The sequence below is a fragment of the Actinomadura sp. 3N407 genome (assembly GCF_052245875.1).
GTDB lineage: Bacteria > Actinomycetota > Actinomycetes > Streptosporangiales > Streptosporangiaceae > Spirillospora.
Genome location: NZ_JBQQBP010000004.1, coordinates 502775 through 525842, shown reverse-complemented (window position 1 = coordinate 525842; position 23068 = coordinate 502775). Strand labels below are relative to the sequence as shown.

Annotated in this window: 18 protein-coding genes and 1 pseudogene; 4 read left to right on the top strand and 15 right to left on the bottom strand. The window is 71.2% G+C overall.

Annotated elements, in window-relative coordinates:
* Positions 1 to 54: 54 nt before the first annotated feature.
* Together ACTWPP_RS13050 and ACTWPP_RS13045 are read right to left on the bottom strand one after the other, a co-directional pair.
* The gene (locus ACTWPP_RS13050) at positions 55 to 660 is read right to left on the bottom strand and encodes a GNAT family N-acetyltransferase (RefSeq protein WP_443104470.1); all 606 of its coding nucleotides are present in this window, start codon (positions 658 to 660) and stop codon (positions 55 to 57) included.
* A 6-nt stretch (positions 661 to 666) separates the two neighbouring features.
* On the bottom strand, positions 667 to 2283 hold the full coding sequence (locus ACTWPP_RS13045; protein ID WP_443104469.1) for an XRE family transcriptional regulator: 1617 nt from the start codon (positions 2281 to 2283) through the stop codon (positions 667 to 669).
* Positions 2284 to 2707: 424 nt separating this feature from the next.
* Between ACTWPP_RS13045 and ACTWPP_RS13040 the strand changes: the two genes are divergently transcribed.
* The 4 genes and pseudogenes from ACTWPP_RS13040 (at position 2708) to ACTWPP_RS13025 (ending at position 6361) form a co-directional block, all read left to right on the top strand.
* Entirely contained in the window at positions 2708 to 3016 is a 309-nt protein-coding gene (locus ACTWPP_RS13040; RefSeq protein ID WP_443104467.1) for a hypothetical protein, read from the top strand.
* Positions 3017 to 3333: 317 nt separating this feature from the next.
* Complete coding sequence (locus ACTWPP_RS13035; RefSeq protein ID WP_443104466.1) at positions 3334 to 4329, top strand: mechanosensitive ion channel family protein; 996 nt, start codon at positions 3334 to 3336, stop codon at positions 4327 to 4329.
* 73 nt (positions 4330 to 4402) lie between these two features.
* A pseudogene (locus ACTWPP_RS13030) lies at positions 4403 to 4768 on the top strand (globin); the annotation flags it as partial.
* A 24-nt stretch (positions 4769 to 4792) separates the two neighbouring features.
* Positions 4793 to 6361 (top strand): glycoside hydrolase family 13 protein, encoded by a 1569-nt coding sequence (locus tag ACTWPP_RS13025; protein WP_443104465.1) that lies wholly within the window; start codon positions 4793 to 4795, stop codon positions 6359 to 6361.
* A 222-nt stretch (positions 6362 to 6583) separates the two neighbouring features.
* Here the strand turns inward: ACTWPP_RS13025 and ACTWPP_RS13020 are convergent, their stop codons facing one another.
* The 13 genes from ACTWPP_RS13020 to cobT form a co-directional block, all read right to left on the bottom strand.
* Positions 6584 to 8029, bottom strand: a complete 1446-nt coding sequence (locus ACTWPP_RS13020) for a S28 family serine protease (protein WP_443104464.1) — start codon at positions 8027 to 8029, stop codon at positions 6584 to 6586.
* Positions 8030 to 8192: 163 nt separating this feature from the next.
* Complete coding sequence (locus ACTWPP_RS13015; RefSeq protein ID WP_443104463.1) at positions 8193 to 8414, bottom strand: hypothetical protein; 222 nt, start codon at positions 8412 to 8414, stop codon at positions 8193 to 8195.
* A 73-nt stretch (positions 8415 to 8487) separates the two neighbouring features.
* Entirely contained in the window at positions 8488 to 9081 is a 594-nt protein-coding gene (locus tag ACTWPP_RS13010) for a GNAT family N-acetyltransferase (RefSeq protein WP_443104462.1), read from the bottom strand.
* Positions 9078 to 9515 (bottom strand): acyl-CoA thioesterase, encoded by a 438-nt coding sequence (locus tag ACTWPP_RS13005; protein WP_443104461.1) that lies wholly within the window; start codon positions 9513 to 9515, stop codon positions 9078 to 9080. The genes ACTWPP_RS13010 and ACTWPP_RS13005 overlap by 4 nt, the downstream gene beginning before the upstream one ends.
* Positions 9516 to 9605: 90 nt before the next feature.
* Positions 9606 to 10934, bottom strand: coding sequence for an enolase C-terminal domain-like protein (locus ACTWPP_RS13000; RefSeq protein ID WP_443104460.1), 1329 nt, complete (start codon positions 10932 to 10934; stop codon positions 9606 to 9608).
* Positions 10931 to 12445 carry an aldehyde dehydrogenase (NADP(+)) gene (locus ACTWPP_RS12995; RefSeq protein WP_443104459.1) on the bottom strand — a complete coding sequence of 505 codons (1515 nt, stop codon included), beginning with the start codon at positions 12443 to 12445 and terminating at the stop codon, positions 10931 to 10933. Before ACTWPP_RS12995 ends, ACTWPP_RS13000 begins: the two co-directional genes overlap by 4 nt.
* Before the next feature lie 183 nt (positions 12446 to 12628).
* Entirely contained in the window at positions 12629 to 14290 is a 1662-nt protein-coding gene (gene ettA, locus ACTWPP_RS12990) for an energy-dependent translational throttle protein EttA (RefSeq protein ID WP_443104458.1), read from the bottom strand.
* A gap of 406 nt (positions 14291 to 14696) precedes the next feature.
* Entirely contained in the window at positions 14697 to 15989 is a 1293-nt protein-coding gene (locus ACTWPP_RS12985) for a GGDEF domain-containing protein (RefSeq protein ID WP_443104457.1), read from the bottom strand.
* A gap of 327 nt (positions 15990 to 16316) precedes the next feature.
* Positions 16317 to 16784, bottom strand: a complete 468-nt coding sequence (locus tag ACTWPP_RS12980; protein WP_443104456.1) for a single-stranded DNA-binding protein — start codon at positions 16782 to 16784, stop codon at positions 16317 to 16319.
* A gap of 120 nt (positions 16785 to 16904) precedes the next feature.
* Positions 16905 to 18614, bottom strand: coding sequence for a GTPase family protein (locus tag ACTWPP_RS12975; protein WP_443104455.1), 1710 nt, complete (start codon positions 18612 to 18614; stop codon positions 16905 to 16907).
* The gene (locus ACTWPP_RS12970) at positions 18611 to 20593 is read right to left on the bottom strand and encodes an AAA family ATPase (protein WP_443104454.1); all 1983 of its coding nucleotides are present in this window, start codon (positions 20591 to 20593) and stop codon (positions 18611 to 18613) included. Before ACTWPP_RS12970 ends, ACTWPP_RS12975 begins: the two co-directional genes overlap by 4 nt.
* Positions 20590 to 21828, bottom strand: coding sequence for a uroporphyrinogen-III C-methyltransferase (gene cobA, locus ACTWPP_RS12965; RefSeq protein WP_443104453.1), 1239 nt, complete (start codon positions 21826 to 21828; stop codon positions 20590 to 20592). The genes ACTWPP_RS12970 and cobA overlap by 4 nt, the downstream gene beginning before the upstream one ends.
* 136 nt (positions 21829 to 21964) lie before the next feature.
* Positions 21965 to 23062 carry a nicotinate-nucleotide--dimethylbenzimidazole phosphoribosyltransferase gene (gene cobT, locus ACTWPP_RS12960; RefSeq protein ID WP_443104452.1) on the bottom strand — a complete coding sequence of 366 codons (1098 nt, stop codon included), beginning with the start codon at positions 23060 to 23062 and terminating at the stop codon, positions 21965 to 21967.
* Positions 23063 to 23068: the final 6 nt, after the last annotated feature.

The following is a 23068-nucleotide window of genomic DNA, read 5'->3' as shown; positions in this document are numbered from 1 at the left end:
GCGGGGCCTGCGGCGGGCCGCGCCTCCGGCGCGAGGCCCCGCGGCTCGGGTGTCCTAGCGGAGCGGCTTCTCGATGTAGATGTTGACGATGCCGCCGATCGTCTCGCGGCGCGTCTCCGTCCAGCCGGACTTGCGGTAGAGCTTGAGCGCCGGGGCCTGTAGCTCGGTGGTGTCGGCGCGCAGGATGCGGTAGCCGAACTCCTTGGCACGTTCCTCCAGGGCCTGCACGACGGCGGCGCCATAGCCGCGGCGCTGCACGGCGGGCAGGACGCGCAGGCGGACCATTTCGACGGCGTCGAGGGTCGGGTTGCCGGGCGCGTAGCCGCCGAACGCGCGGGCGCGGCCGCCGGGGACGAGGTCGGCGCGGCGCAGGCCGCCCATCGCGACGATCCCGCCTTCGAGTTCGCCGACGATGAACTCGCCGTCGTTGCGGAGGTAGATGTCCTCCATCCGGAAGAAGTCGTGGTCGTAGTAGACGCCGTCGCCGGGACGCAGGCCGACCTGGGCCAGGCCTTCGCGGTGCAGCGCGAGGACGACGCCGTGGTCGGTGGCGTGGTAGCGGCGCAGCCGGAGCTCTCCGAAGCTCCATACCGGGGGTTCGTCCTGGACCCGGACGAGGGCGCGGGCGGGGTGGTCCTGCCAGGGGGCGTTGTCAGGCATGCCGCGTCAGATCTGCTCGGACGGGGGGACGGACGGGCGGTCCTGCGCGGGGCTCGTGACCCAGGGGCCGGCGAGCACCTCGTAGAACTCCTTCAGCGCCGGGCTCTCACCGTGCTTGGCGGCGACGGCCGCGCCGATCTGGCGGGCGCGGTGCACGAGGATGTCGGACCGGTGGTCGGCCGGCAGTTCGAGGATGGCCTCCTGCCCGGCCGCGAGCGCGGCGTCGGGGTTCCCGGCGTGAAACTTGCACATGGCCCGGTCGAGGCGCACGAGGGTCAGGTCGACGCGGTCGGTGGGCGAGTAAAGGGTGAGGGCGTGGCTCAGCACCTCGTCGCCGTGCTTGTGGTCGCCGAGGCTGGTGAACGTGTCGCCCTCGTAGAAGGCCATCTGCCGGTCGGTGAACCCGTACACCAGGTCGCTGGTGTCGGTCTTGGAGAGCTGGTCGAACACCGAGCGGCCGCGGACGAGGGCGCGGCGGGCGCTGGGGGCGGCGTCACCGCGTCCCCGCATGGCGAGCATGCCGAGCGCGCGCGCCTCCACGGCGGGGGCCATGGCACCGGCGACGCCTGGCGTGCGGCCGGCGAGGTCCTGTGCCTTGCGGGCCAGGTGCAGGGCCTCGCGGGGGTCGCCGTAGTACATCGGCACCAGGGACTCGCGGACGGTCACCCAGGCGCGCAGCTGCCGGTCGCCGGTCTCGTCGGCGGCGGTGCGCGCGGTGCGGAAGAACGAGCGGGCCAGCCGGTGGTCGCCCAGGTTGATCATGATCAGGCCGGAGAGCCCGGACAGCTGGGCCGCGATCCGGCACAGCCGTTCCTGAAGCTCGACCGGCTGGCGTTTGTCGCACATGCGGCGCACCTCGCTGAAGTCCAGCAGGACGTCGCAGAGCATCCGGAGGGAAGGGGTCGCCTGGTACTGCTGGCCGTAGCCGTAGGTCGTCTCCTCCCACTGGTCCAGCATGGTCGGCGAGACGGTCGCGCCGACGAGCGTGTCGTCCATCTTGCGGCGCAGGTTGTCGACTGCCCCAAGGAACTGACCGTCGAGCGCCACGCCCGCTCCGGCCAGCAGCTGCAGAAGGGTCCTACGAAGCACGATGTCCTCCTCTCCCACATCAATGGTCAGGGGGCCGTCGGCGCGGTCCGGGCCCCGTAGGTCGTTAACGGTTACCCAGGGACGTTCACCGGTCCTGGGGACGATCGCCCCGACGAGCGCGTCGGGGTCGGGCGCCGGGCGCCGGTCTGGCTGCCGCGGCTGCGGGACGCTCGCCGCCCCGGGGCGGACCGCGTGGCCGCGGCCGCAGATGCAGGGGCTCTGGTAGTCGAGCGCGTCGGGTTCCACCCGGTAGACGGCGCAGAGGTAGTGCAGATACTCGGGGCCGGGTCTCTTGTAGCCGCTCTCGTAGGCGGACAGCAGCGTCTCCCCGAGGCGGGGGGCGGGCTTGCCGTCGACCTCGTAGAGCGCCTTGACCTGCGCCACGATGTCGGACAGCGCGACACCGTGGGCCAGGCGGTGCGCCTTGACCCGGCTGGTGCCGAACAGCGGTCCGCACTGCTCGTGAATCTCCTGCGCGATCTCGACCGGACCGTGTCCTCGGGCCAGAGCGCGCGCACGGATCCTGCGAGCCACGTCCGTTTCTTTCCGAGGGGGGTCCGACATCGACTCCGGCCTCCTCCCGTCGTGCCGGGACGCCGCTCCCCCCGGGGGGAGAGGGCGATCGTCCGCGCCACGGCGACCGGTCGCTAGATGGCCACGACAGATAATCTCTCGCGCACGCAGCGTAACCCCCGTCACGGGGGCGGCCAAGCGATTCCGCAGAAGAAGGGGCGGTCAGGGGGGCCTTCGCCTCCCTGGGGTAGAGATTCTTCCTCCACAGGGGTGCAGGCTTCCCCTGAGGTTGGGGAATTCGGTACCGCGCGCGACACCCGGTCACTTGACCCGCACCCGTGAGAGTTGCAATTCTCGCCGCGAGTGACCGAACGGATTCGCAGAGTTGATCAATTGCCGGTGCTCGCCCGCGGAGCCGGCGCTCTCCAACGGAGGGGGTGTGAAGGTGGTCAGCGACAGACGCGTCGGCTACCTCGAGGAGCTGGAGCACGAACTCGACACTCAGGGCCTCGTCGCCCGCGTCGTCAGGACCCGCTCGGGGCCGGCGTTCCTGCGGGTGGTGAACCCGGAGGCCGCGAGCCTCGCCGAGGACGTCACGTGCGCCCCGGCCCCGGAGACCGCGGACCACTACTTCTGGTGGTCCTGGGGGGAGCGCATGCACCGCGTCGACGACGTGGGCGGCGCCGCCCTGAAGCTGGCGCACGTCCTGCAGCCGCTCGGCCGCGAGGCGGGAGAGCGCTCCGCCGTGAGATGAGCCGGCGCCCGGAGCGGGCGCCCCCCAAGACCGAGCGTGTCCCGCGAGGCCGTGGCCGGAACGGCGCGGCAGCCGCGGCCCCGGCGGGACACGCTCGCCAGATCAGTCCCTCCCCGGCCAGGTCGTGACACATCGCCGGCGGTAGTACGAACGGGTCGGAACCGTCCCCTACGATCAGGCTCGTACCCGCCGCGGGTCCACGGCGAGGTGTCCAGGCACCGCTGACCACTTTCCATCCGGCCTGAGGCGAAGGCCGTCGCCTGATGCAGGCGGCGGAGGACGGAACGTGTTCACTACGGCCGGGGAGGGTCTGCCGCATGTCGCTCGCCGTCGAACCGTTGCTGCCCTGGGCCCAGGACGGCTCCCCCGAGGCCGCCTGCCGCGACCGGACGCCCACCGCCTCGTGCCGGCTCGTCTGGAACATCTCGCACAACACCGACTTCACCCGGTTCTACTCCACCTGGCTCGACGGTCCCCTCACCACCCTCTTCTGGATCATCGTCACCCTCGTGGTCGCGCTGATCGTCAAGAAGATCGTGCACCGGATGATCACCAGGGTCACGCTGCGGATGGCCGAGGGCACGATGTCGGAGCGGGTCAGGGAGCGTTCCCGGACGGTCTTCGAAGGCAGCCCGGCGCTGCTCACCAAGCGGCGGGCCCAGCGCGCGCAGACGCTCGGCTCGGTGCTGCGCTCCATCGCGTCCGTCCTGATCATGGGGACGGCGGCGTTCAGCGTCCTCGGCTCCCTCGGCCTCAACCTCGCGCCCATCCTGGCCAGCGCGAGCGTCATCGGCGTCGCGGTCGGGTTCGGCGCGCAGAACATCGTCAAGGACCTCCTCGCCGGGCTGTTCATGCTGCTGGAGGACCAGTACGGCGTCGGCGACTACATCGACGTGGGCACCGCCAAGGGGACGGTCGAGGCCGTCACGCTGCGCGTCACCCGGATGCGCGACATGGACGGCATCGTCTGGTACGTCCCGAACGGCGAGATCAAGAAGGTCGGGAACGAGTCGCAGAACTGGGGCCGCGCCGTCCTGGACATCCCGGTCGACATCCACGAGGACACCGAGCGGGTCAAGGAGATTCTGCAGACCACCGCCGACGCGATGACCGCCGACGCGCCCTGGAACACCCTCGTCCTGGAGGAGCCGTCGGTGTGGGGGGTGCAGGCGCTGGCCGGTGACGCCGTGGTCATCCGCGTCGTGCTGAAGACGGCCCCGGGCAGGCAGGGCGACGTCGCCCGCGAACTGCGCGAGCGGGTCAAGCGGGCGTTCGACGAGGCGGGCGTCACGGTCGCCACCCCGGCCCCGTGATCGATCAAGATCGGGACCGGGGGCCCGCAACGGCGCGCGTCTCGCATAGGGTGGGGAAGCTATGGCTGAACAGGTGACCTTCTATGAGGCGGTCGGCGGCGAGGAGACCTTCCACCGGCTGGTGCACCGCTTCTACCAGGGTGTCGCGGACGACCCCGACCTTCGCGCCCTCTACCCCGAGGAAGATCTCGGCCCCGCCGAGGAGAGGCTGCGGCTGTTCCTGATCCAGTACTGGGGCGGCCCCACCACCTACAGTCAGCGGCGCGGGCATCCCCGGCTGCGGATGCGGCACGTGCCGTTCGTCATCGGCGAGGCCGAGCGGGACGCCTGGCTGCGGCACATGCGGGTGGCGGTGGAGGAGCTGAAGCTTCCCGAGCCGCTGGAGCGGCAGCTGTGGAACTACTTCACGATGGCCGCGCAGAGCTTGGTGAACGCCCCGACATAAGAGGGTAGATCGGCCTTTATGACGCGAATCCCGTGGTGGCGCAACGCCGTCGTGTACGAGGTCTACGTCCGCAGCTTCGCCGACTCCGACGGGAACGGTGAGGGTGACCTCCAGGGGATCCGCTCTCGCCTCGGGTACCTGCGCGACCTCGGCGTGGACGCGCTCTGGCTCACGCCGTTCTACACCTCCCCGCTCGCGGACGGCGGCTACGACGTCGCCGACTACCGCGACGTGGACCCGCGGTTCGGCACGCTGGACGACTTCGACGCCCTCGTCGCGGACGTGCACGCGCACGGCCTGCGGCTGATCGTCGACATCGTCCCGAACCACTCGTCGGACCGGCATCCCTGGTTCGAGGAGGCGCTCGCCGCGCCGCCAGGGTCACCCGAGCGTTCCCGCTACATCTTCCGGCCGGGCAAGCCAGGGGAACGTCCCGGCGAGGAGCAGCCGCCCAACGACTGGCCGTCCGCGTTCGGCGGCCCCGCCTGGACGCGGGTGGACGGCGGCGAGTGGTACCTGCACCTCTACGCGCGCGAGCAGCCCGACTTCAACTGGCGCAACCCGGAGGTGCAGCGCGAGTTCGAGGAGATCCTGCGGTTCTGGCTCGACCGCGGCGTGGACGGCTTCCGCATCGACGTGGCCGCCGGCCTGTTCAAGGACGCGTCGTTCCGCGACCTCGACGGACGGGACCGCCGCGTCCTGAACGGCCCCATCTACAGTCGTCCCGAAGTCCACGACGTGTACCGCCGGTGGCGGCAGATCCTCGACGATTACGACGGCGACCGCATGGCCATAGGCGAGGTGTGGACGGACGGGCCGGCGGACCTCTCGCTCTACCTGCGCCCAGACGAACTGCACCAGGTCTTCCAGTTCGACCTGCAACTCGCCTCGTGGTCGGCCACGGCGTTCCGTGATGTGGCGACGGCCGCGATGAAGGCCGTCGCACCCAACGGGTCCGCGCCCACCTGGGTGCTGTCCAGTCACGACTCGGTTCGCCATGTCACCCGGTACGAACAGCCGGAAAGTGTTCCCGGGATCGGGTGGGCCAGAGCCCGCGCGGCACTTCTGATGCTTCTGGCTCTCCCAGGGTCCGCGTACCTGTACCAGGGGGAGGAACTGGGCCTGCCGGAGGTGACCGACCTGCCCGATGAGGCCAGGCAGGACCCCGTCTGGGAGCGCACCAACGGACAACTGGCGGGACGCGACGGCTGCCGGGTCCCGCTGCCCTGGTCGGGCGACGCCGAACCGTACGGGTTCTCTCCCGGCGGCGTCCGACCGTGGCTGCCGATGCCGGAACGCTGGGGGTCCCTGACCGCCGAGGCGCAGGAGTCCGATCCGTCCTCAATGCTGGCGTTCTACCGTGAGGCGCTGGCGCTGCGCCGCCGCATGCTGGACGGCCTGCCGGACGACGTGGAGTGGCTCGACTCCCCCGACACGGCCGTCTTCTTCAGGCGGGGCCCGCTCACCTGCGCCCTCAACTGCGGCGAGAACCCGGTGCGGCTCCCGCCGGGCACCCTGCTGCTGGCCAGCACCCCCCTCTACGGCGAACTGCTTCCCGGCAACGGGGCCGCCTGGCTGCGTTCCTGAAGTCCCGGCCCACGGCACTCGCCTGGCGGCACGTACCGTGACCTGGCCCGGCGGCGGAGGCGCCTGCGAGCGCGGCATCGCTTCGCGATCTTCCCGATGAGGTAACGCGCTCGCGCGGTGGCCAAGGCTCTTCCGAACCTGTCCTAGGACCGCCCGCGCTGGACACGGTGTGCCGGCCCATGCGAGGGGTCAACGCATAGGACGGCACACCGCGAGACTGAACTACAGCGGCGGGCGCTGGATCTGGAGCGGGTCGTCGGCCCTTGGGCCGGACTTGAGCGTCTGCGGGCCGGTTTCGACGCCCGCCCAGCGCTGGATGTAGGCGATGGACTTGGACCTCTGGTCGGCGGGCAGCTTGTCGATCAGGCGTCCGCTGTGGTTCGCGCCCTCGGCGACGTAGACGGCGGAGTCCCGGCTGCCGTGGCCGAGGCGGAACGGCTCGGAGCCCCACGGGTCGTTCGAGCCGTACAGGAACAGCATGTGGTTCGCGTGCCCGCGCACCCAGCGGTCGATGTCGCGCATCGCACGGCCGTGGTCGAACCGCATCGGGATGTCACGCGGGACGTAGGTGCGCGGGTGGTAGCTGCTCGCGTACCGCAGCAGGTGGCGCATGTGCTTGAACTTCGGTGACGGCCAGCCGAGCTGCGTGCCCGCCTGGTAGAAGTACGGGATGTAGGGCGCGAGGCCTTGGTCGGTGTAGAACGACAGCCCCGAGATGGTGTCGAGCGTGTCGTAGAGGTCGTCGTCGGAGGCGTCCACCCGCGGCAGGTCCGCGCAGTCGGACTGCAGGCTGTACTGCCAGAACGCCCACTCGTAGTCCATCACCGAGTTCTCGAACGCCCGGTCGGGGGTGCGCAGGATGTCGAACGTCCAGCCGTTCTTCTCGGCTGCGTCCGTGAAGCGCTTGAGCATTTCGGGGCGGCGCTTGAGGAACTCCCGGGCGAGCGCCTGGAGGTGGGCGCGGCATTCGGGGTCGGTGCCGACGGTCTCGAAGAACCTGTCGTAGGCGCGGTCGTCGTTGTTGCGGACGTCGTTCGGCGCCACGTAGACGACGCTTCCGTCGACGTCACGCGGGTAGAAACGCTTGTGGTAGACGGCCGTCATGCCGCCCTTGCTGGCGCCCGTCGAAATCCACTTCCCGTTGTAGATCCTCTTCAGTGCGCGGATGATCCGGTGCTCGTCGGTGGCGGCCTGCCAGATCGTGTCCTTGCGCCAGTCGGTCGGGACGGGGCGGGACGGGCTGAAGTAGCGGTATTCGATGGAGATCTGGTTGCCGTCGACCAGCGCGGTCGGCTCGGAGGTGAACATCACCTCGGGGGTGTGGTAGCCGCTGGTGTAGAGCACCATCGGCCGTTCGGTGGACTTGTGCTGCAGCATGATGCGCTGCTCGAACCATTGCCCGCGGGGATTTCGGTGATCGACCGGCTGCCTGTATTCGAGCCAGAACCAGCGGTAGCCGGGCAACGTCGAGGTCTTCTCCGTCACCTCCATTCCGGGAATCGCCTTGAGCCGGGCGAGAATGTCGCCCGTCCGGACGGTGCCCGCCTGGGCCACGCCGGTCCGGTCGGTGCCCGCCTGGGCGGTGGCCGCTTGCGCCGCCGTGGCGCCGGCCGCGGTCATTCCCGCGGCGAGCAGCAGTGCCGTCGCTCCTCGTGAGACGCGCCGCATTGTGCCCCTTTCACGTGGGTTCTCCACAATCGCGTCGCGACACTAGGGGGAGAAGTAGGCCAAAAACGGATTGCTGCTTCGCTTGTTACCTATCCGTGACAGCTCGGTTGCCACCGGGGCAGGCAGGCGGACAACGGACAGATGGCGTACAAACCATCACCCGTCAGATGGCGCCGCCGGTCAGGAGGTGGGCGACCAGCCAGCCGAGTCCGAGGACGAGGGCCAGCCGCCGCAACTGCCAGCCGGCCGGCTTGCCGCGGATGGCGAACACGTTCCAGACGACCTCGGAAAGGGTGTCGCCGGACTGCCGGTTGAAGACCGCGGGCAGTTCGATGGCGAGGAACATCAGGACCCAGAAGATCCATGCAGCGAGATAGGGGGACATGGGACACTTTCTCCGGCGAGGACGAACCTATTCTTTCCGGTAATACCCGGTAAGAATGATCGCTAGACGCGCGTCAGGCGGGCGGATTCAGCGCGATCCCGTCGTCCCAGGGGGCCAGGCGCTCGAAAAGCCGTTCGTCGTGCCAGCGTCCGTCCAGGTGAATGTGCCGGCGCGCCGTCCCCACGGCGGTGAAGCCGTTGCGTTCCAGAACTTTCTGCGACGCGAGGTTGTCCATCCTCGTGAACGCCTCGACACGGTGCAGACGGAGCGCATCGAACGCCACGTCCAGCACCAGCCGCAGCGCCTCGGTAGCGACACCGCGTCCGGTGTGCTCACGCGCCACCCAGTACCCGACGAAACAGCTCTGCAAGGGGCCGCGCAGAACATTGTTGAGCGTGATCCGTCCGGCGATCTCACCGTCGACCAAGATGACGCCCGGCCACATTTCCTGCGTCGCATACGCCTCGACCAGGTCGTGCAAATTGTCGAGCTGGCCGTCGACGGTGTAATACGAGTCGTCGCGCTCCGGCTCCCAGGGACGCAGGTAGTCGCGGTTCGCCGCATACAGCGCGGCGAGTTCCTCCGCGTCCGCCATCTGCACGACCCGCAGCCGCACCCCGGGATGGAGACGGTCCATCGGGGCGGGCGGCTCCGCGAGCGCCGTCATGCCGACGGTGCCGCGTAGCGGCCGATGAACTCCCGCTCCTCCGGGGTGAAACGGCGTAGCCGGTTCGACTCCACATCGAATGCGACGAGCGTCGAGGTCGCCTCCGCGTAGACGTTCTCGTCGTCCCGTACCTCGTAGGCCAGCTTGAACGACGCCACGCGGGCCTCGGTCACCCACGTCTCCACCCGGATCGGATACACCGTCGGCAGCAGCGGCGTCCGGTAGTCGATCTCATGCCGCGAGATCACCATGCCGCGGACGGGCTTCTCGCCCTTGCGCACCGGGTCGCCGTGGAACATCTCCAGCCGCGCGTCCTCCAGGTAGCCGAGGAACTTCACGTTGTTCACATGGCCCTGGGAGTCGATGTCACCGAACCGGATGTTGAACTCGTAGACGTGCCGGTACTCGGCCGCGGGCAGGTCGGTCTGCTGCATGTCCTCGCCTGGGGGTACGGGGGAAACCGGGTCCGGTCCGATGTTACCGGCAGTAGGTTTCCGCCCTGCCCGCTCCCCCGGGCGCTCCCGTCAGCCGCGGACGAGGCAAGGGCGTTTCGGGTCGAACGTCCAGCCGGGGACCAGGTACTCCATCGCGGCCGCGTCGTCGCGGTCGCCCAGCCCGTGCTCGACGTAGAGCCGGTGCGCGGCCTCGATCCGCCCCTCGTCGATGTCGATGCCGAGGCCGGGCGCCTCGGGCAGCGCGATCCGCCCGTCCACGATGCGCAGCGGGTCCTTGGTGAGGCGCTGGCCGTCCTGCCAGATCCAGTGCGTGTCGATCGCGGTGATCTCGCCCGGCGCGGCCGCGGCGACGTGGGTGAACATCGCCAGCGACACGTCGAAATGGTTGTTGGAGTGCGAGCCCCAGGTCAGCCCCCACGCCTGGCACAGCTGCGCCACCCGCACCGAGCCGCGCATCGTCCAGAAGTGCGGGTCGGCGAGCGGGATGTCCACCGCGTCCAGCCGGATCGCGTGGCCGAGCTGCCGCCAGTCGATCGCGATCATGTTGGTGGCGGTGCGCAGGCCGGTGGCGCGGCGGAACTCCGCCATCGTCTCGCGGCCCGAATAGCCGAGTTCGGCGCCGCACGGGTCCTCGGCGTACGCGAGGACGTCCTTGAGCGCGCTGCCCAGCCGGACGGCCTCGTCCAGCGACCACGCGCCGTTCGGGTCCAGGTTGATCCGCGCGTCGGGGAACCGCCCGGCCAGCGCCCGCACCGCCTCGGCCTCCTCGTCGCCCGTCAGCACGCCGCCCTTGAGCTTGAAGTCGGCGAACCCGTACCGCTCCCGCGCCGCCTCCGCCTGCCGGACGATCGCGTCCGGCGTCATGGTCTCCTCGTGCCGGACGCGGAACCAGCCGTCCGCGTCCTCCGGCGGCGCCTCGTACGGAAGGTCGGTCCTGCGGCGGTCGCCGATGTAGAACAGGTACCCGAGCATCGGGATCGCCCGCCGCTGGACGCCGTCGCCGAGCAGCGCGGCCACCGGGACGCCGAGGAACCGCCCCATCAGGTCCAGCAGCGCCGACTCGATCGCGGTGACCGCGTGGACGGTGACCCTGGTGTCATGCGTCAGCGGTCCGCGCCCGCCCGCGTCCAGATGACCGAACGTGGCGCGGACGGCGTTCAGGATCTCGTCGGACCGTCCGATGGGCTTGCCGACGACCAGTTCACGCGCGTCCTCCAGCGTCCGCCGGATGCCCTCGCCGCCCGGCACCTCGCCGGCACCGGTGGCGCCGGACGAGTCGGTGAGCAGAAGCAGGTTCCGCGTGAAGAACGGCCCGTGCGCACCGCCCAGGTTGAGCAGCATGCTGTCGTGCCCGGCGACGGGCACGACGCGCATCCCGGTGACGACCGGCGTGCTCATCGCTGCGTCCCCTGGTAGGCGATCGGCCGCCGGAACCGTTCGATGGCCAGGCTCCCCACGGACGTCGTCCGCGAGTCGGACGTCGCCGGGAAGGGCCCGCCGTGGACCATCGCATGCCCCACTCTCACGCCGGTGGGCCAGCCGTCCCACACGATCCGCCCGGCCAGGCGCTCCAGGACGGGCAGCAGCCGCGCCGCCGCCTCCCGGTCGCCGGGGCCGGCGTGGATCGTCGCGGTCAGCTGCCCCTCCAGCCCGCGCGCCACCTCCCCGACCTGGCCGAGGTCCGCGCACCGGACGACCAGCGAGCACGCACCGAAGACCTCCTCCTGCAGGTCGGGGCCGAAGCGCTCGGCGTCCACGGCGGCGAGCGCCGCCGCGCCTCCCACGACCGCATCGGGCTCCCGCCCACGCGCGAGGATCTCCACGTCCGGATGCCGTTCGAGCCGTGCCACACCCTCGGCGTAGGCGCGCGCGATACCGGGGGTCAGCATGGGCCCGCCCGGGTCGTTGGAGATGGCCTTCGCGGCCGCGTCCAGGAACGCGTCCAGCGCCGGGCCCCTGACCGCGAAGACCAGTCCCGGGTTCGTGCAGAACTGGCCCGTACCGAGCGTCACGGAACCGACGAACGCGTCGGCCAGCTCGCCGCCACGCGCCGCGAGGACCTCCGGCAGCAGGAACACCGGGTTGACGCTGCTCATCTCCGCGTACACCGGGATCGGCCTCGGCCGGTTCGCCGCCGCCTTCGCGATCGCCAGGCCCGCCGCCCGCGACCCGGTGAACCCGACGCCCTGGACGCGCGGGTCCGTGACGAGCGCGATGCCGAGCGTCGGGCCGTCCCCGTAAAGCATCGAGAACACACCCTCGGGGAGCCCCGCCTCCCGGACGGCGTCCGACACGGCCCGCCCGACCAGCTCGCACGTCCCGGGGTGGGCGTCATGCGCCTTCACGATCACCGGGCAGCCGGCCGCCAGCGCCGACGCCGTGTCCCCACCCGCCACCGAGAACGCCAGCGGGAAGTTGCTCGCCCCGAACACCGCCACCGGCCCGAGCGGCACCCTCCCCTGCCTGATCTCCGGCCCGCCGTCACCGGCGGGATCAACGCTCACGAACGGTTCGGCCGCGCCCTCCAGTCCGTCTCCGGTGCCGCCGGCAGCGCGGAGGTCTCCGGCGAAGAGCCGGAGCTGCCCGGTGGTGCGGGCGACCTCGCCGGTCACACGCGGCACGGGGAGCCCCGTCTCGGACGTGGCGCGGCCGACGAGATCGTCGGCGAGGTCGTCCAGCCTGCCCGCGATCGCTTCGAGGAACGCGGCGCGGTGCTCGGCGGACGTCGCGCGGTAGGCGCCGAACGCCTCGTCGGCCAGGGCGCAGGCCCGGTTCACCTCGGCGTCGCCGCCGTAGCGGTACTCCGGGTCGAGACGTTCACCGGTGCGGGGGTCCACGGCGTTGATCGCCGTGCCGGTCCCGGCGACGCGCTCGAAGCCGATCACCATGTGTCCGGTGAGCTGCGCCATCGTCCGTCCTCCTCGGTCAGGCGGGGTGGGTCAACCCGGACGATAGGAGACGGAATCGATACCTGTCCAACACGAAATACGCATCGTTCGATGCGCAGCTTGTATCACTCGGCATCGGAGCGCGGACGCGGACGGCCGCGCGATCATGTGGTGATCACGCGGCCGTGCGAACCCGTTCGACGGTCAGCGGGTGAGCTTGCGGTGCGTCACCCGGTGCGGGCGGGCGGCGTCGGCGCCCAGCCGCTCGATCTTGTTCTTCTCGTAGTCGGCGAAGTTGCCCTCGAACCAGAACCAGTTCGAGCCCTCTTCCCACGCGAGGATGTGCGTGGCGATGCGGTCCAGGAACCACCGGTCGTGCGAGGTGATCACGGCGCAGCCGGGGAACTCCAGAAGGGCGTTCTCCAGGCTGGACAGCGTATCGGTGTCCAGGTCGTTCGTCGGCTCGTCCAGCAGCAGGACGTTGCCGCCCAGCTTGAGCGTGAGCGCCAGGTTGAGCCGGTTGCGCTCGCCGCCGGACAGGACGCCCGCCGGCTTCTGCTGGTCGGGGCCCTTGAACCCGAACGCCGCGACGTACGCGCGGGACGGCATCTCGACCTGGCCGACGTTGATGTGGTCGAGGCCGTCGGACACGACCTGCCACACCGTCTTCTTCGGGTCGATGCCGCCGCGGCCCTGGTCGACGTACGAGACCTTGACCGTGCCACCGACCCGCAGCTCACCCGCGTCCGGCTGCTCCTCGCCCACGACCATGCGGAACAGCGTGGTCTTGCCGACGCCGTTCGGGCCGATGACACCCACGATGCCGTTCGGGGGCAGGGTGAACGACAGGTCGTCCATCAGCAGCCGGTCGTCGAAGCCCTTCGTCAGCTTGTCGGCGACGATCACCGTGTTGCCCAGACGGGGACCCGGCGGGATCTGGATCTCCTCGAAGTCCAGCTTGCGGTACTTGGCGGCCTCGGCGGCCATCTCCTCGTACCGCTCCAGCCGCGCCTTGCTCTTGGTCTGCCGCGCCTTCGGGTTCGACCGGACCCACTCCAGCTCGTCCTGCAGGCGCTTCTTGCGCTTGGCGTCCTTGTTGCCCTCGACCTTCAGCCGGTCGGCCTTCTTCTCCAGGTAGACGGAGTAGTTGCCCTCGTACGGGTAGCAGCGCCCCCGGTCGAGCTCCAGAATCCACGTGGCCACGTTGTCGAGGAAGTACCGGTCGTGCGTGACGGCCAGGACGGTGCCCTCGTACTTGGCGAGGAACTGCTCCAGCCACTGCACGCTCTCCGCGTCCAGGTGGTTGGTCGGCTCGTCCAGCAGCAGCAGGTCGGGGGCTTCCAGGAGCAGCTTGCACAGCGCGACGCGCCGGCGCTCACCACCCGACAGGGTCGTCACCTCGGCGTCCCCCGGCGGGCAGCGGAGCGCGTCCATCGCCTGCTCCAGCTGGCTGTCGAGATCCCACGCGTTGCGGTGGTCGAGCTTGTCCTGGAGCTTGCCCATCTCCTCCATCAGCTCGTCGGAGTAGTCCGTCGCCATCTTCTCGGCGATCTCGTTGAATCGGTCGACCATCGCCTTGGTCTCGGCGACGCCCTCCTGCACGTTCCCGAGGACGGTCTTCTCCTCGTTCAGCGGGGGCTCCTGCTGCAGCATGCCGACGGTGAACCCGGGCATGAGGCGCGCATCGCCGTTGGAGGGCTGTTCCAGACCGGCCATCATGCGCAGCAGCGTCGACTTACCGGTGCCATTCGGCCCCAGAACACCGATCTTGGCGCCCGGAAGAAAGTGCAGGGTGACGTCGTCGAGGACGACCTTGTCGCCATGTGCTTTGCGCACACGCTGCATCGTGTAGATGTACTCGGCCATATCGTCAAGCCTAGAGGGTCCCGAGGGGTGTTTATTGCAGTGCTCGCCGGCTTCAGCCCGAAGGCCACCACCGCCGAACCGCATGCGATCACCACAGCCCTCACCGCAGCCCTCGCCGCAGCACCCCTCCTTCGAGGCCTGACGGCCCACCACCGTCGGCCACCGCATGCGATCACCGCAGTGCTCACTGCAGCGCACACCTCTTTCAGGCCTCGACGGCCCTCCACCGTCGGGCGCTGAGTCCGATCGCTGAATCGCTGCGGCTCGCCTTGACAGCTCGCTGCGCGGTCGGTTCTCGGAAGCTTGAAACCGGCGTCGGGCGCGATCGCGACGGTTGGAGTCGTGGCTGAGGCGGTGGCTGAGGTTTGCGCGATGGCAATTACGTTGATCTCTCGGCGGGCACCGTTCAGCCGCCGGACGGCTTCGGGCGGCCCTCCAGGGCGGGGAGGCAGACGCGGTCGCGGCCGGAGGACTTGGCCCGGTAGAGGGCCAGGTCGGCGGACGCCAGGAGTTCCAGCAGGTCCTGGCCGTGCGTACGGAAAAGCGCGACGCCCACCGACACCGTGACCGTCACCGTGCCTTCCTCGGCGGGGACCGCCAGCCGGCGGACGCGGCCGCGCAGGCGCTCGGCCACCCGGCACGCCTCGACGGTGTCGGCGCCCGGCAGGAGCACCACGAACTCCTCGCCGCCGAACCTGCCCACCACGTCGTAGTCGCGCAGCTGGTGGCACAGCGTGCTGGCCACCCCGACCAGTACCTGGTCGCCCATCAGATGCCCGTGGGTGTCGTTGACCCTCTTGAAGTGGTCGATGTCGATCAGCAGCAGCGCCACGGCGTCATGCGTGCGCTGCGCCCGGGACAGCTCGGTGTCGGCCTCGCGCTGCCAGGCCGCCGCGTTGAGCAGCCCCGTCTTGGCGTCCGTCCGCGCCGCCGCCTGCAACTGCTGGTGCAGCAGGCTGCGTTGCAGCAGCATCACCGGCGGCAGCGCCAGGAGGAGCATCCCCAGCGACAGCGCGCTCGTGATCGCGACGATGGTGCCGACGCACAGCTCGACCACGTCCAGGAGCAGGCTCTCCCGCGTCCACAGGACGTCCCGCCAGCGGCTCTCGGGGTTCGCCGCGTGCGCCGCGACCGCGACTATCGCGGTGTTCACCACGGTGAACAGCGCGGCGCACGCCACGGCCGCCGGGATGCCCGGGTACGCCTGGACGACCCACTCCGGGGCCCCCTCCAGCGGCTCGGGCACCACCAGGTGGAACATCAGGGACGCGCACGCGCCGGCGATGCCGTAAGCGGCGGAGACCAGCGCCCGCCGGTAGATCAGCGTGCGGCGCACCCGGAACTGGAGCAGCGCCTGCAGCGGTATCGGCATCAGCAGCGAGTACACCGGGGGCAGCAGCAGCGCGACCGGCAGCCACCACGCCGACAGCAGGTCGCGCGCGACCCCGGCCGGCATCCCGAGCCGCCGCGACGCCTCGATGCACACCGCCCCGCACGCCAGCAGGGCGGCGAACGTCGCCACGTCGCCGCCCTGGAACGGCGTCTCGAGCAGCCCCGCGACGGTGAGCCCCATATGAACGGCCACGACCACCGGCACATAGATCACGAGCAGGGACGGACGCCCCAGTAGCGCCCGTCGCCCGGGCCGGCGGGCCAGCTCCCCACCGCGGTCCTCGGCGGACGACTGCACTGCCGTCATCCTTCCCCCTTACGTGCATCACCTTCTGTAACACGATAGTTGCAACGTGTGCGGAAGGGGCGTGAAACAGGTACGTTCGGGAACGCACATGCGGGTGGCCGTTGGGACCACCGGCATCAGGGCCCGCGGATTCGCGGTCCCGGCACATCCTGAGGGGGATACGACCATGCGCGGCATTTCCTGGATCTGACGCCGCAGAAACCGTTCCTGAACAGTGTCCGGGAGTGAGTCTTGGGCCCACGTCCTGGTACCACGCGCATCCCGAGCGGTGTTGGATGCGGGCGCATGGGAAGGCCATGGTCGCCGGCGGTGGCCTGATCGAGACTGTCAGGCGGCCTTGGGTTCCTTTTCTTCTTCTGTGGGGGCTGCCAGGGCCCATTCGTCGGCGGCGTCGCGGGCCAGTTGGCGGTCCTCCTCGCTGAGGGGGCCGCCACGCTGGACGGGGCGGAAGTCGGCGGTGCCGCGCAGGAGGTCCGGGCCGAGGGTGGTCGCCTCGATTTCGGCGGAGAACCGCCACTGGCCGTCACGCTCGTACTGGCGTATTCGCAGGCGGCCCGTGACCAGGACCGGGGTGCCGCGCGGGAACTCGGACGCGTTGACGTTGTCGGCGAGGCCCCGCCAGCAGTTGACGGTCAGGAACAGCGTCTCCACGTCCTGCCATTGGCCGGTCTGCCGGTCATAGCGGCGGGGCGTGCAGCCGACCCTCAACGAGAGGAACGGGGTTCCGTTGGCCGTCACGGCGTAGCGGGGCTCGGCGGCGACCCAGCCGGTGATCGTGATGTGCGCCTCGTTCACTGCGTCCTCCGTCGTCTCGCGTACGGGTCTGTTCCGCGTACACGTCAACGGTGGCGCAGCGGGCGCCGGCGGCGGAAGCGGCCGCGAAATTGTGGATAACCGGCCGGGCGCGGTGGCCGGTCAGCTTCGGCCGAGAGCCACGTCCACGTTTTCGCGGAAGCGGGCGTAGACCTGCAGATCGTCCTCGATGGGCCCGATCACCTTTTCGTACGCGACGCGCTCGATGCCCACGCGCATGTGGTGCTCCATCTTGTCGCCGTGCTTGGCGGACGACAGGGCCACCAGGTTGCGGCAGGCGGACGAGGTCAGCCAGCCCATGCCGAACGTGCACACCACCAGGACGGCGACGTACGGGATGAGGCCCGCCTCTCCGATGAGGCCCGGGTTGTCGCCGCCGAGGCCGAGCAGGCCGTAGGCGACGAGGAAGCCGATCCACACGATGCTGAGGGCGGCGACCAGGACCAGGAAGTACTGCCAGGTCTTGACCAGCCACCACCAGCGGGGCACCACGTTGAACGTGGGCAGGGCGTTCTTGAGCGACTCGCCGAGGGCCTCGGGGATCTCGGTGGCGTGCGAGCGGGCGGCGGTGCGGACGGAGCGTCCCCAGTGGGTGGGCAGCTCCTGGGACAGGCCCTCGGTGACGTTCTGGAGCGCGTTGTCCACGTCGCCCTGCTGGGCGCCGATCGGGCCGGTGAAGGCGTTGCGGAGTTCCTCGCGCAGCTCGGTGAGGCGCATCCGGCGGAGCGGGTCGGAGCGCAGCCGGGCGACGATGGCGGCGACGGGCCAGCCGACGAAGTCGGAGGCGCGCAGCTCGTAGGCGCTCTCCATGGCTTCGGCGACCGCGGGCGCGCCGGCGGCGTCGGTGAAGGCCTGGACGAGGTCGGTGCGGCGGCCGTCGTCGACGGTGGTGGGCGGCTCGGCGGTGAAGCGGTAGTCCGTGAACCGCTCGGCGACCCGGTCGACGTCGGCGGACAGGCGCTCGGTGCGGGCGCGGCGGGCGGCGACGGTGTCGACGAGGACGTCGCGGAAGCCGTAGGTGCCGTCCTCGGCGACCGCGGAGGTGGTCACGATCCGCGGGTCGGCGAGGCCCTCGGCCTCCAGCAGCCGGCGCAGGTCGGCGACGCAGTCGTCGATCTCGTGCGGGGTGAGCCGGTCGACCTGGTTGAGGACGATGAGGGTGACGCCGGTGTGCCGGGCGAACGGGACGATGTAGTTGCGGTGCAGGGCCGCGTCGGCGTACTTCTGCGGATCGACGACCCAGACGAGCAGGTCGGCGATGGTGACGAACCTGTCGACCTCGGCGCGGTGCATCGCCTGGATGGAGTCGTGGTCGGGCAGGTCGATGAGGACGAGGCCCTGCAGGGAACTGTCGGCGCGCTCCATGTCGAGCGCGCTGGCGCGGGCGTAGCGGTGGCGCTTGTCGACGTCCAGCCAGTCGAGCAGGGGGCCCGCGCCGTCCAGCCCCCAGACGCACGCGTGGGCCTGGGACGTCATGGGGCGGCGCATCCCGGTCGGCGACAGTTCGAGACCGCAGATGGCGTTGAACAGGGACGACTTGCCGCTGCCGGTGCCGCCGGCGAGGGTGACGACGGTGTGCTCGCCGGACAGCCGCAGCCGCTGGCCGGCCCGGTTCAGCAGCGCCGCGGCGTCGTCCAGGACGGGCTGGTCGAGCCGGCCGATGCCCGCGTGGACGAGCCGGTCGAGGCCGTTGAGCCGGTCGGTCAGTCCTGGCGGGTCGGCGGGTCCGCCGTTGCGGGCCATGTCCGGGGCGGCGATCGGGAACCCGCCGGTTCCGGCCGGCGAGTTCGCGGGGAGGGCCGAGGTAGTCATCGGGCGACCTCGAGGTTGTAGGTGGCCTGGTACAGCTGGACGGGGACGGTCTCGTCGGGGATGCCGGCGGAGTCGAGCACCTGCCCGAACCGGATGGCCTCCTCGTCGAACAGCATGCCGATGCGGCTGCGCAGGTCGGCGCGGGCCTTGGCGCCCATGCCGCGCAGCGACTCGGCGCCGAACAGCGCCTTGAGCAGCCGCTGCGGGACGGCGCTGTTGCCGCCCTCGACGGCCACGTCGGACGTGCCGTACCCGAGCAGGCCGATCATCAGGACGAGCGAGACGGCCTCGGTGTCGAACGAGACCAGCTTCGCGACCGAGCGCTTGGTGACGCCCTCGGTGCGGATCAGCTCCTGGACGTGGTCCTGCCAGGAGCTGACGGCCCGGGTGACGCGGCGCGACAGCTCCGGGGAGACGTGCCCGATGTCGGCGCCGGCCCCGGCGAGGACCTGGCGCCCGGACGGGTGGCCGCGCCAGCGGCCGAGGACCTCTTCGGCGCCGTGCTCGGCGGACGCCATGATCAGTGATTCGAGCCCGCTGCGCAGCGCGGCCTTGAGGGCGCGGACGCGGGCGGGGCTGCGGCGGTTCCGGCGGTCGGCGGAGCGGCCGCGCCGGCCCCGCTGGACGTGCAGGGAGCGCAGCAGGTCGCCGGTGCCGGCGAAGTCCTGCCAGCGGGCCAGCACCTCGCCGCGCAGCAGGGAGCCGTTGCGGGTGGCCTCGTCCAGTTCGGCGAGGGCGGTGCCGTAGCCGGCCTCGACCTCCGCGGCCAGCTCGCTGCGCTGCTCGACCTGCGCCTCGACCTGCCGGGCGAGCTCGGGGACGCGGGTGCGGAAGCTGTCCAGGACGGCGGCGAGGGTGTCGCTGATGACGATCTCGCGGTCCTCGGCGTCTTCGGCGACACCGGTGAGCCAGGCGCGGATGTCCTCGACGGTCTCCTCGGGGAGGCGGCTGTTCTCGATGCGCGTTTCGGGGACGGTGAAGCGGCGGGCGTCGCCGACCTCGTGTTCGTCCAGCATCTCGCCGAAGTGCTCGACGACCTCGGCGCCTTGAGGCCCGGCGCCCTGGGGGACGCGGGACAGGACGACGCCGATGGTGGCGCCGTTCTCCTTGGCGCGCTGGAGCATCTGCCACACCTGGGCGTCGGCGTAGCGGGCGGCGGTGGTGACGCACAGCCACAGGTCGGCGGCGGCCATCAGCTTCGTCGCGAACTCGTAGTGGTCTTCGAAGACGGAGTCGAAGTCGGGGCTGTCGAGGAGGGCGAGGCCGGGCGGGAGGACGTCGCTCGCGATGATGACCAACTGGTCACCCGCGATGGCGTCGGGCGCGGGGCCGCGGACCCGTCCCATGCCGGGCAGCAGCGGCCCCTCCATGAACCACTGCACGTGGTCGGGGTGGCACACCAGGATGGGGCTGCTGGTGGTGGGGCGCAGCACGCCGGTGGCGCTCACCCGGGCGCCGACGAGCGTGTTGACCAGCGTTGACTTGCCCGCTCCCGTGGACCCGCCGAGCACCACGAGCATCGGCGCGCCGGCGGCCTGGATGCGCGGGAGGACGTAGTCCTCCAGCTGGCCGCGCAGCTCGTCGCGGGCCTCACGGGCCTCCTCGGCACCCGGGACGTCCAGCAGAAAGTCGAAGGCGCCGAGCTGTTCGCGCAGGCTGGTCAGCGCCCGGGTCAGCTCGCCCTGGCGCACCGTCCCGCCGCCGGGCTTGGCGACCCGCCGGCCGCGCCTCGGCTTGGCGTCCCCGGCGGCGCCGGTCTCCGAACCGGCCCGCGCCTCGTTCCCGGCGCCCTTCCCGGACGTTTCCTTCTTCGGCTTCTCCTTCTCGCGCACCTCGTCCTTTTCGCGCGCATCCTGCCCGCGCGCCTCGTCATCGGGCGCGGCGTCCTCGCCGGGGACCGCGGAGTCCTCGATTCCGCGTCCCGGACCGGCGCCGGCCTCCTCGTCGTGGACCGCGCTTCGCTCTGCCGGGGGTGTCACGGATCCCGTCCCATGTCCGCTCGAATCATGTCGATCTCTCGTGCCACGTTCACCACGTCGCCCACGACCACGATCGCCGGCGGCCGGACTTCACCGGCGGCCATCGCGTCGGCCACCGTGCCCAGGGTCGCCGTCAGGGACCTCTGGCCGGGGAGGGTGCCGTCCTGGATCACGGCGACCGGCGTGTCGGACGACCGACCATAGCGCATGAGGGCCGATGCGATGAGCTTCATCCGTTCCACCGCCATGAGCAGCACGATGGTGCCGTTCGCACGTCCCAGCGCCTCCCAGTCGACGGTCGAGTCCTCGTGGCCGGGAGGGACGTGCGCCGAGACGACGTGGAACTCCTGCGCGACGCCCCGGTGAGTGACCGGGATGCCCGCGGCGGACGGGACGGCGACCGCGCTGGTGATGCCGGGAACGACCGTGACGGGGACGCCGTGGCGGGCGCAGTACAGGGCCTCCTCGCCGCCGCGCCCGAACACGAACGGGTCCCCGCCCTTGAGGCGCACGACGAACCTGCCCTCGCGGGCGTGCTCGACCAGGTACTCGTTGATGACGTCCTGCGTGACCGTCCGGCCGTAGGGGATCTTGGCCGCGTCGATCACCTCGACGTCGGTGGCCAGCTCGTCCAGCAGCCCGCCGGGGGCGAGCCGGTCGGTGACGACGACGTCGGCCATCGCGAGGAGCTGCCGCCCGCGGACGGTGATCAGCCCCGGATCGCCGGGGCCGCCGCCGACGAGGGCGACTCCGGCGGGCTTGCGCCGGGAGTGCCGCGATTCCAGGGCGCCGTCGCGCAGGCCGGCCACCACGGCGTCGCGGATGCCCGCGGCGCGCCGGGGGTCGCCGCCGAGCAGGACGCCGACGGTCGCGTCGCCCGCGTGCCCGCTCGCGGGCGTCCAGGCGGGCGAGGACTCGGCGTCGTCAGCGCGGACGGCCCAGATCCGCGCGGCGTCCGCCTCCGCGACCACGTCGCCGTTGACCTTCGCGTCGTCGGTGACGGCCTGCACCAGCCAGGCCCCCGCGCAGTCGCCGCGCTCGTACGGGCGCCGGTGCCAGGTGATCTTCCCGCGTCCGGCCAGGCCCTCCAGGGAGGCGGTGACCTCCGGTGAGACCAGGACGACCGAGGCGCCCGCGTCCAGCAGGGCGGGCACACGGCGCTGGGCGACCCGTCCCCCGCCGACGACGAGGACGCGTCGCCCGCCGAGTCGCAGGCCTAGCAGGTACGGGGGCACGTGGGTGATTCTCTCGATCGGATGTGCGGAGCAGGTTGCGGACGCAGGGGACGGACACGTGTCTTTGTCGAACAAAGGTACTCGGGTTCACAAGTGCATGGAGAGGGCCTCCGCCCAGTCGATAGCCGAGCGTGACTCATTCCGTGATCATTTGGTGACGGGGTCCGGCGTCCTTGCCGCTGACCCCGGCCGAGTCGAATGTGGCGACCTCGTGCAGCACCCGCACCGCGCCCTGGACCAGCGGCAACGCCAGCAGCGCGCCGGTCCCCTCGCCCAGCCGCAGTTCCAGGTCGACGAGGGGGCGCAGGCCCAGCGCGTCGATGGCGGCGGTGTGGCCCGGCTCGGCCGAGCGGTGTCCCGCGACGCACGCGCCGACGGCCCGCGGGCACATCGCGGCGGCGACCAGGGCGGCGGCCCCGGCGATCACCCCGTCGAGGACGACCGGGACGCGCAGCGACGCCGCGCCGAGGATGAACCCGGCGATCGCCGCGTGCTCCAGCCCGCCGACCGCGGCGAGGACCTCCATGGGGTCGGCGTCGTCCCCGGCGGGCAGGCCGTGCAGGTCCAGGGCCGTCCGGACGACCTCGACCTTGCGGGCGTGGGTGGCGTCGTCGATGCCGGTGCCGCGGCCGGTGACCCGCTCGGGCGGCAGGCCGGTGAACGCGGCGACCAGCGCGGCGGACGCGGTGGTGTTGGCGATCCCCATGTCACCGGTGATCAGGCACGCCACACCGGAGGCGGCCAGGTCGCGGGCCACCTCGATGCCGGCCGTCACGGCGCGGCCGGCCTCGCCGGCGGTCATCGCGGGCCCGCGGGTCATGTCGGCCGTGCCGGGCGCGATCTTGCGGAGGAGCAGCCCGGGCGCCGGGTCGAGGTCGGCGGCCACGCCGATGTCGACGACGCTGACCCCGGCGCCGACCTGGGCGGCGAACGCGTTGACCACGGCGCCGCCCGCCAGGAAGTTGGCCACCATCTGCGCGGTGACCTCCTGCGGCCACGGGGTGACGCCCTGGGCGTGGACGCCGTGGTCGGCGGCGAACACGGCGACGGCGGCGGGCTCGGGCAGCGGCGGCGGGCACTGCCCGGCCAGCCCGGCGAGCTTGACCGACACCTCCTCCAGGACGCCGAGTGATCCGGGAGGCTTGGTGAGACGGGCCTGATGGTCGCGGGCGTCCCGCATGGCGGCCTCGTCCGGCGGCGCGATGGAGGCGATGGTCTGCTCGATCAGGTTCACGGTGTC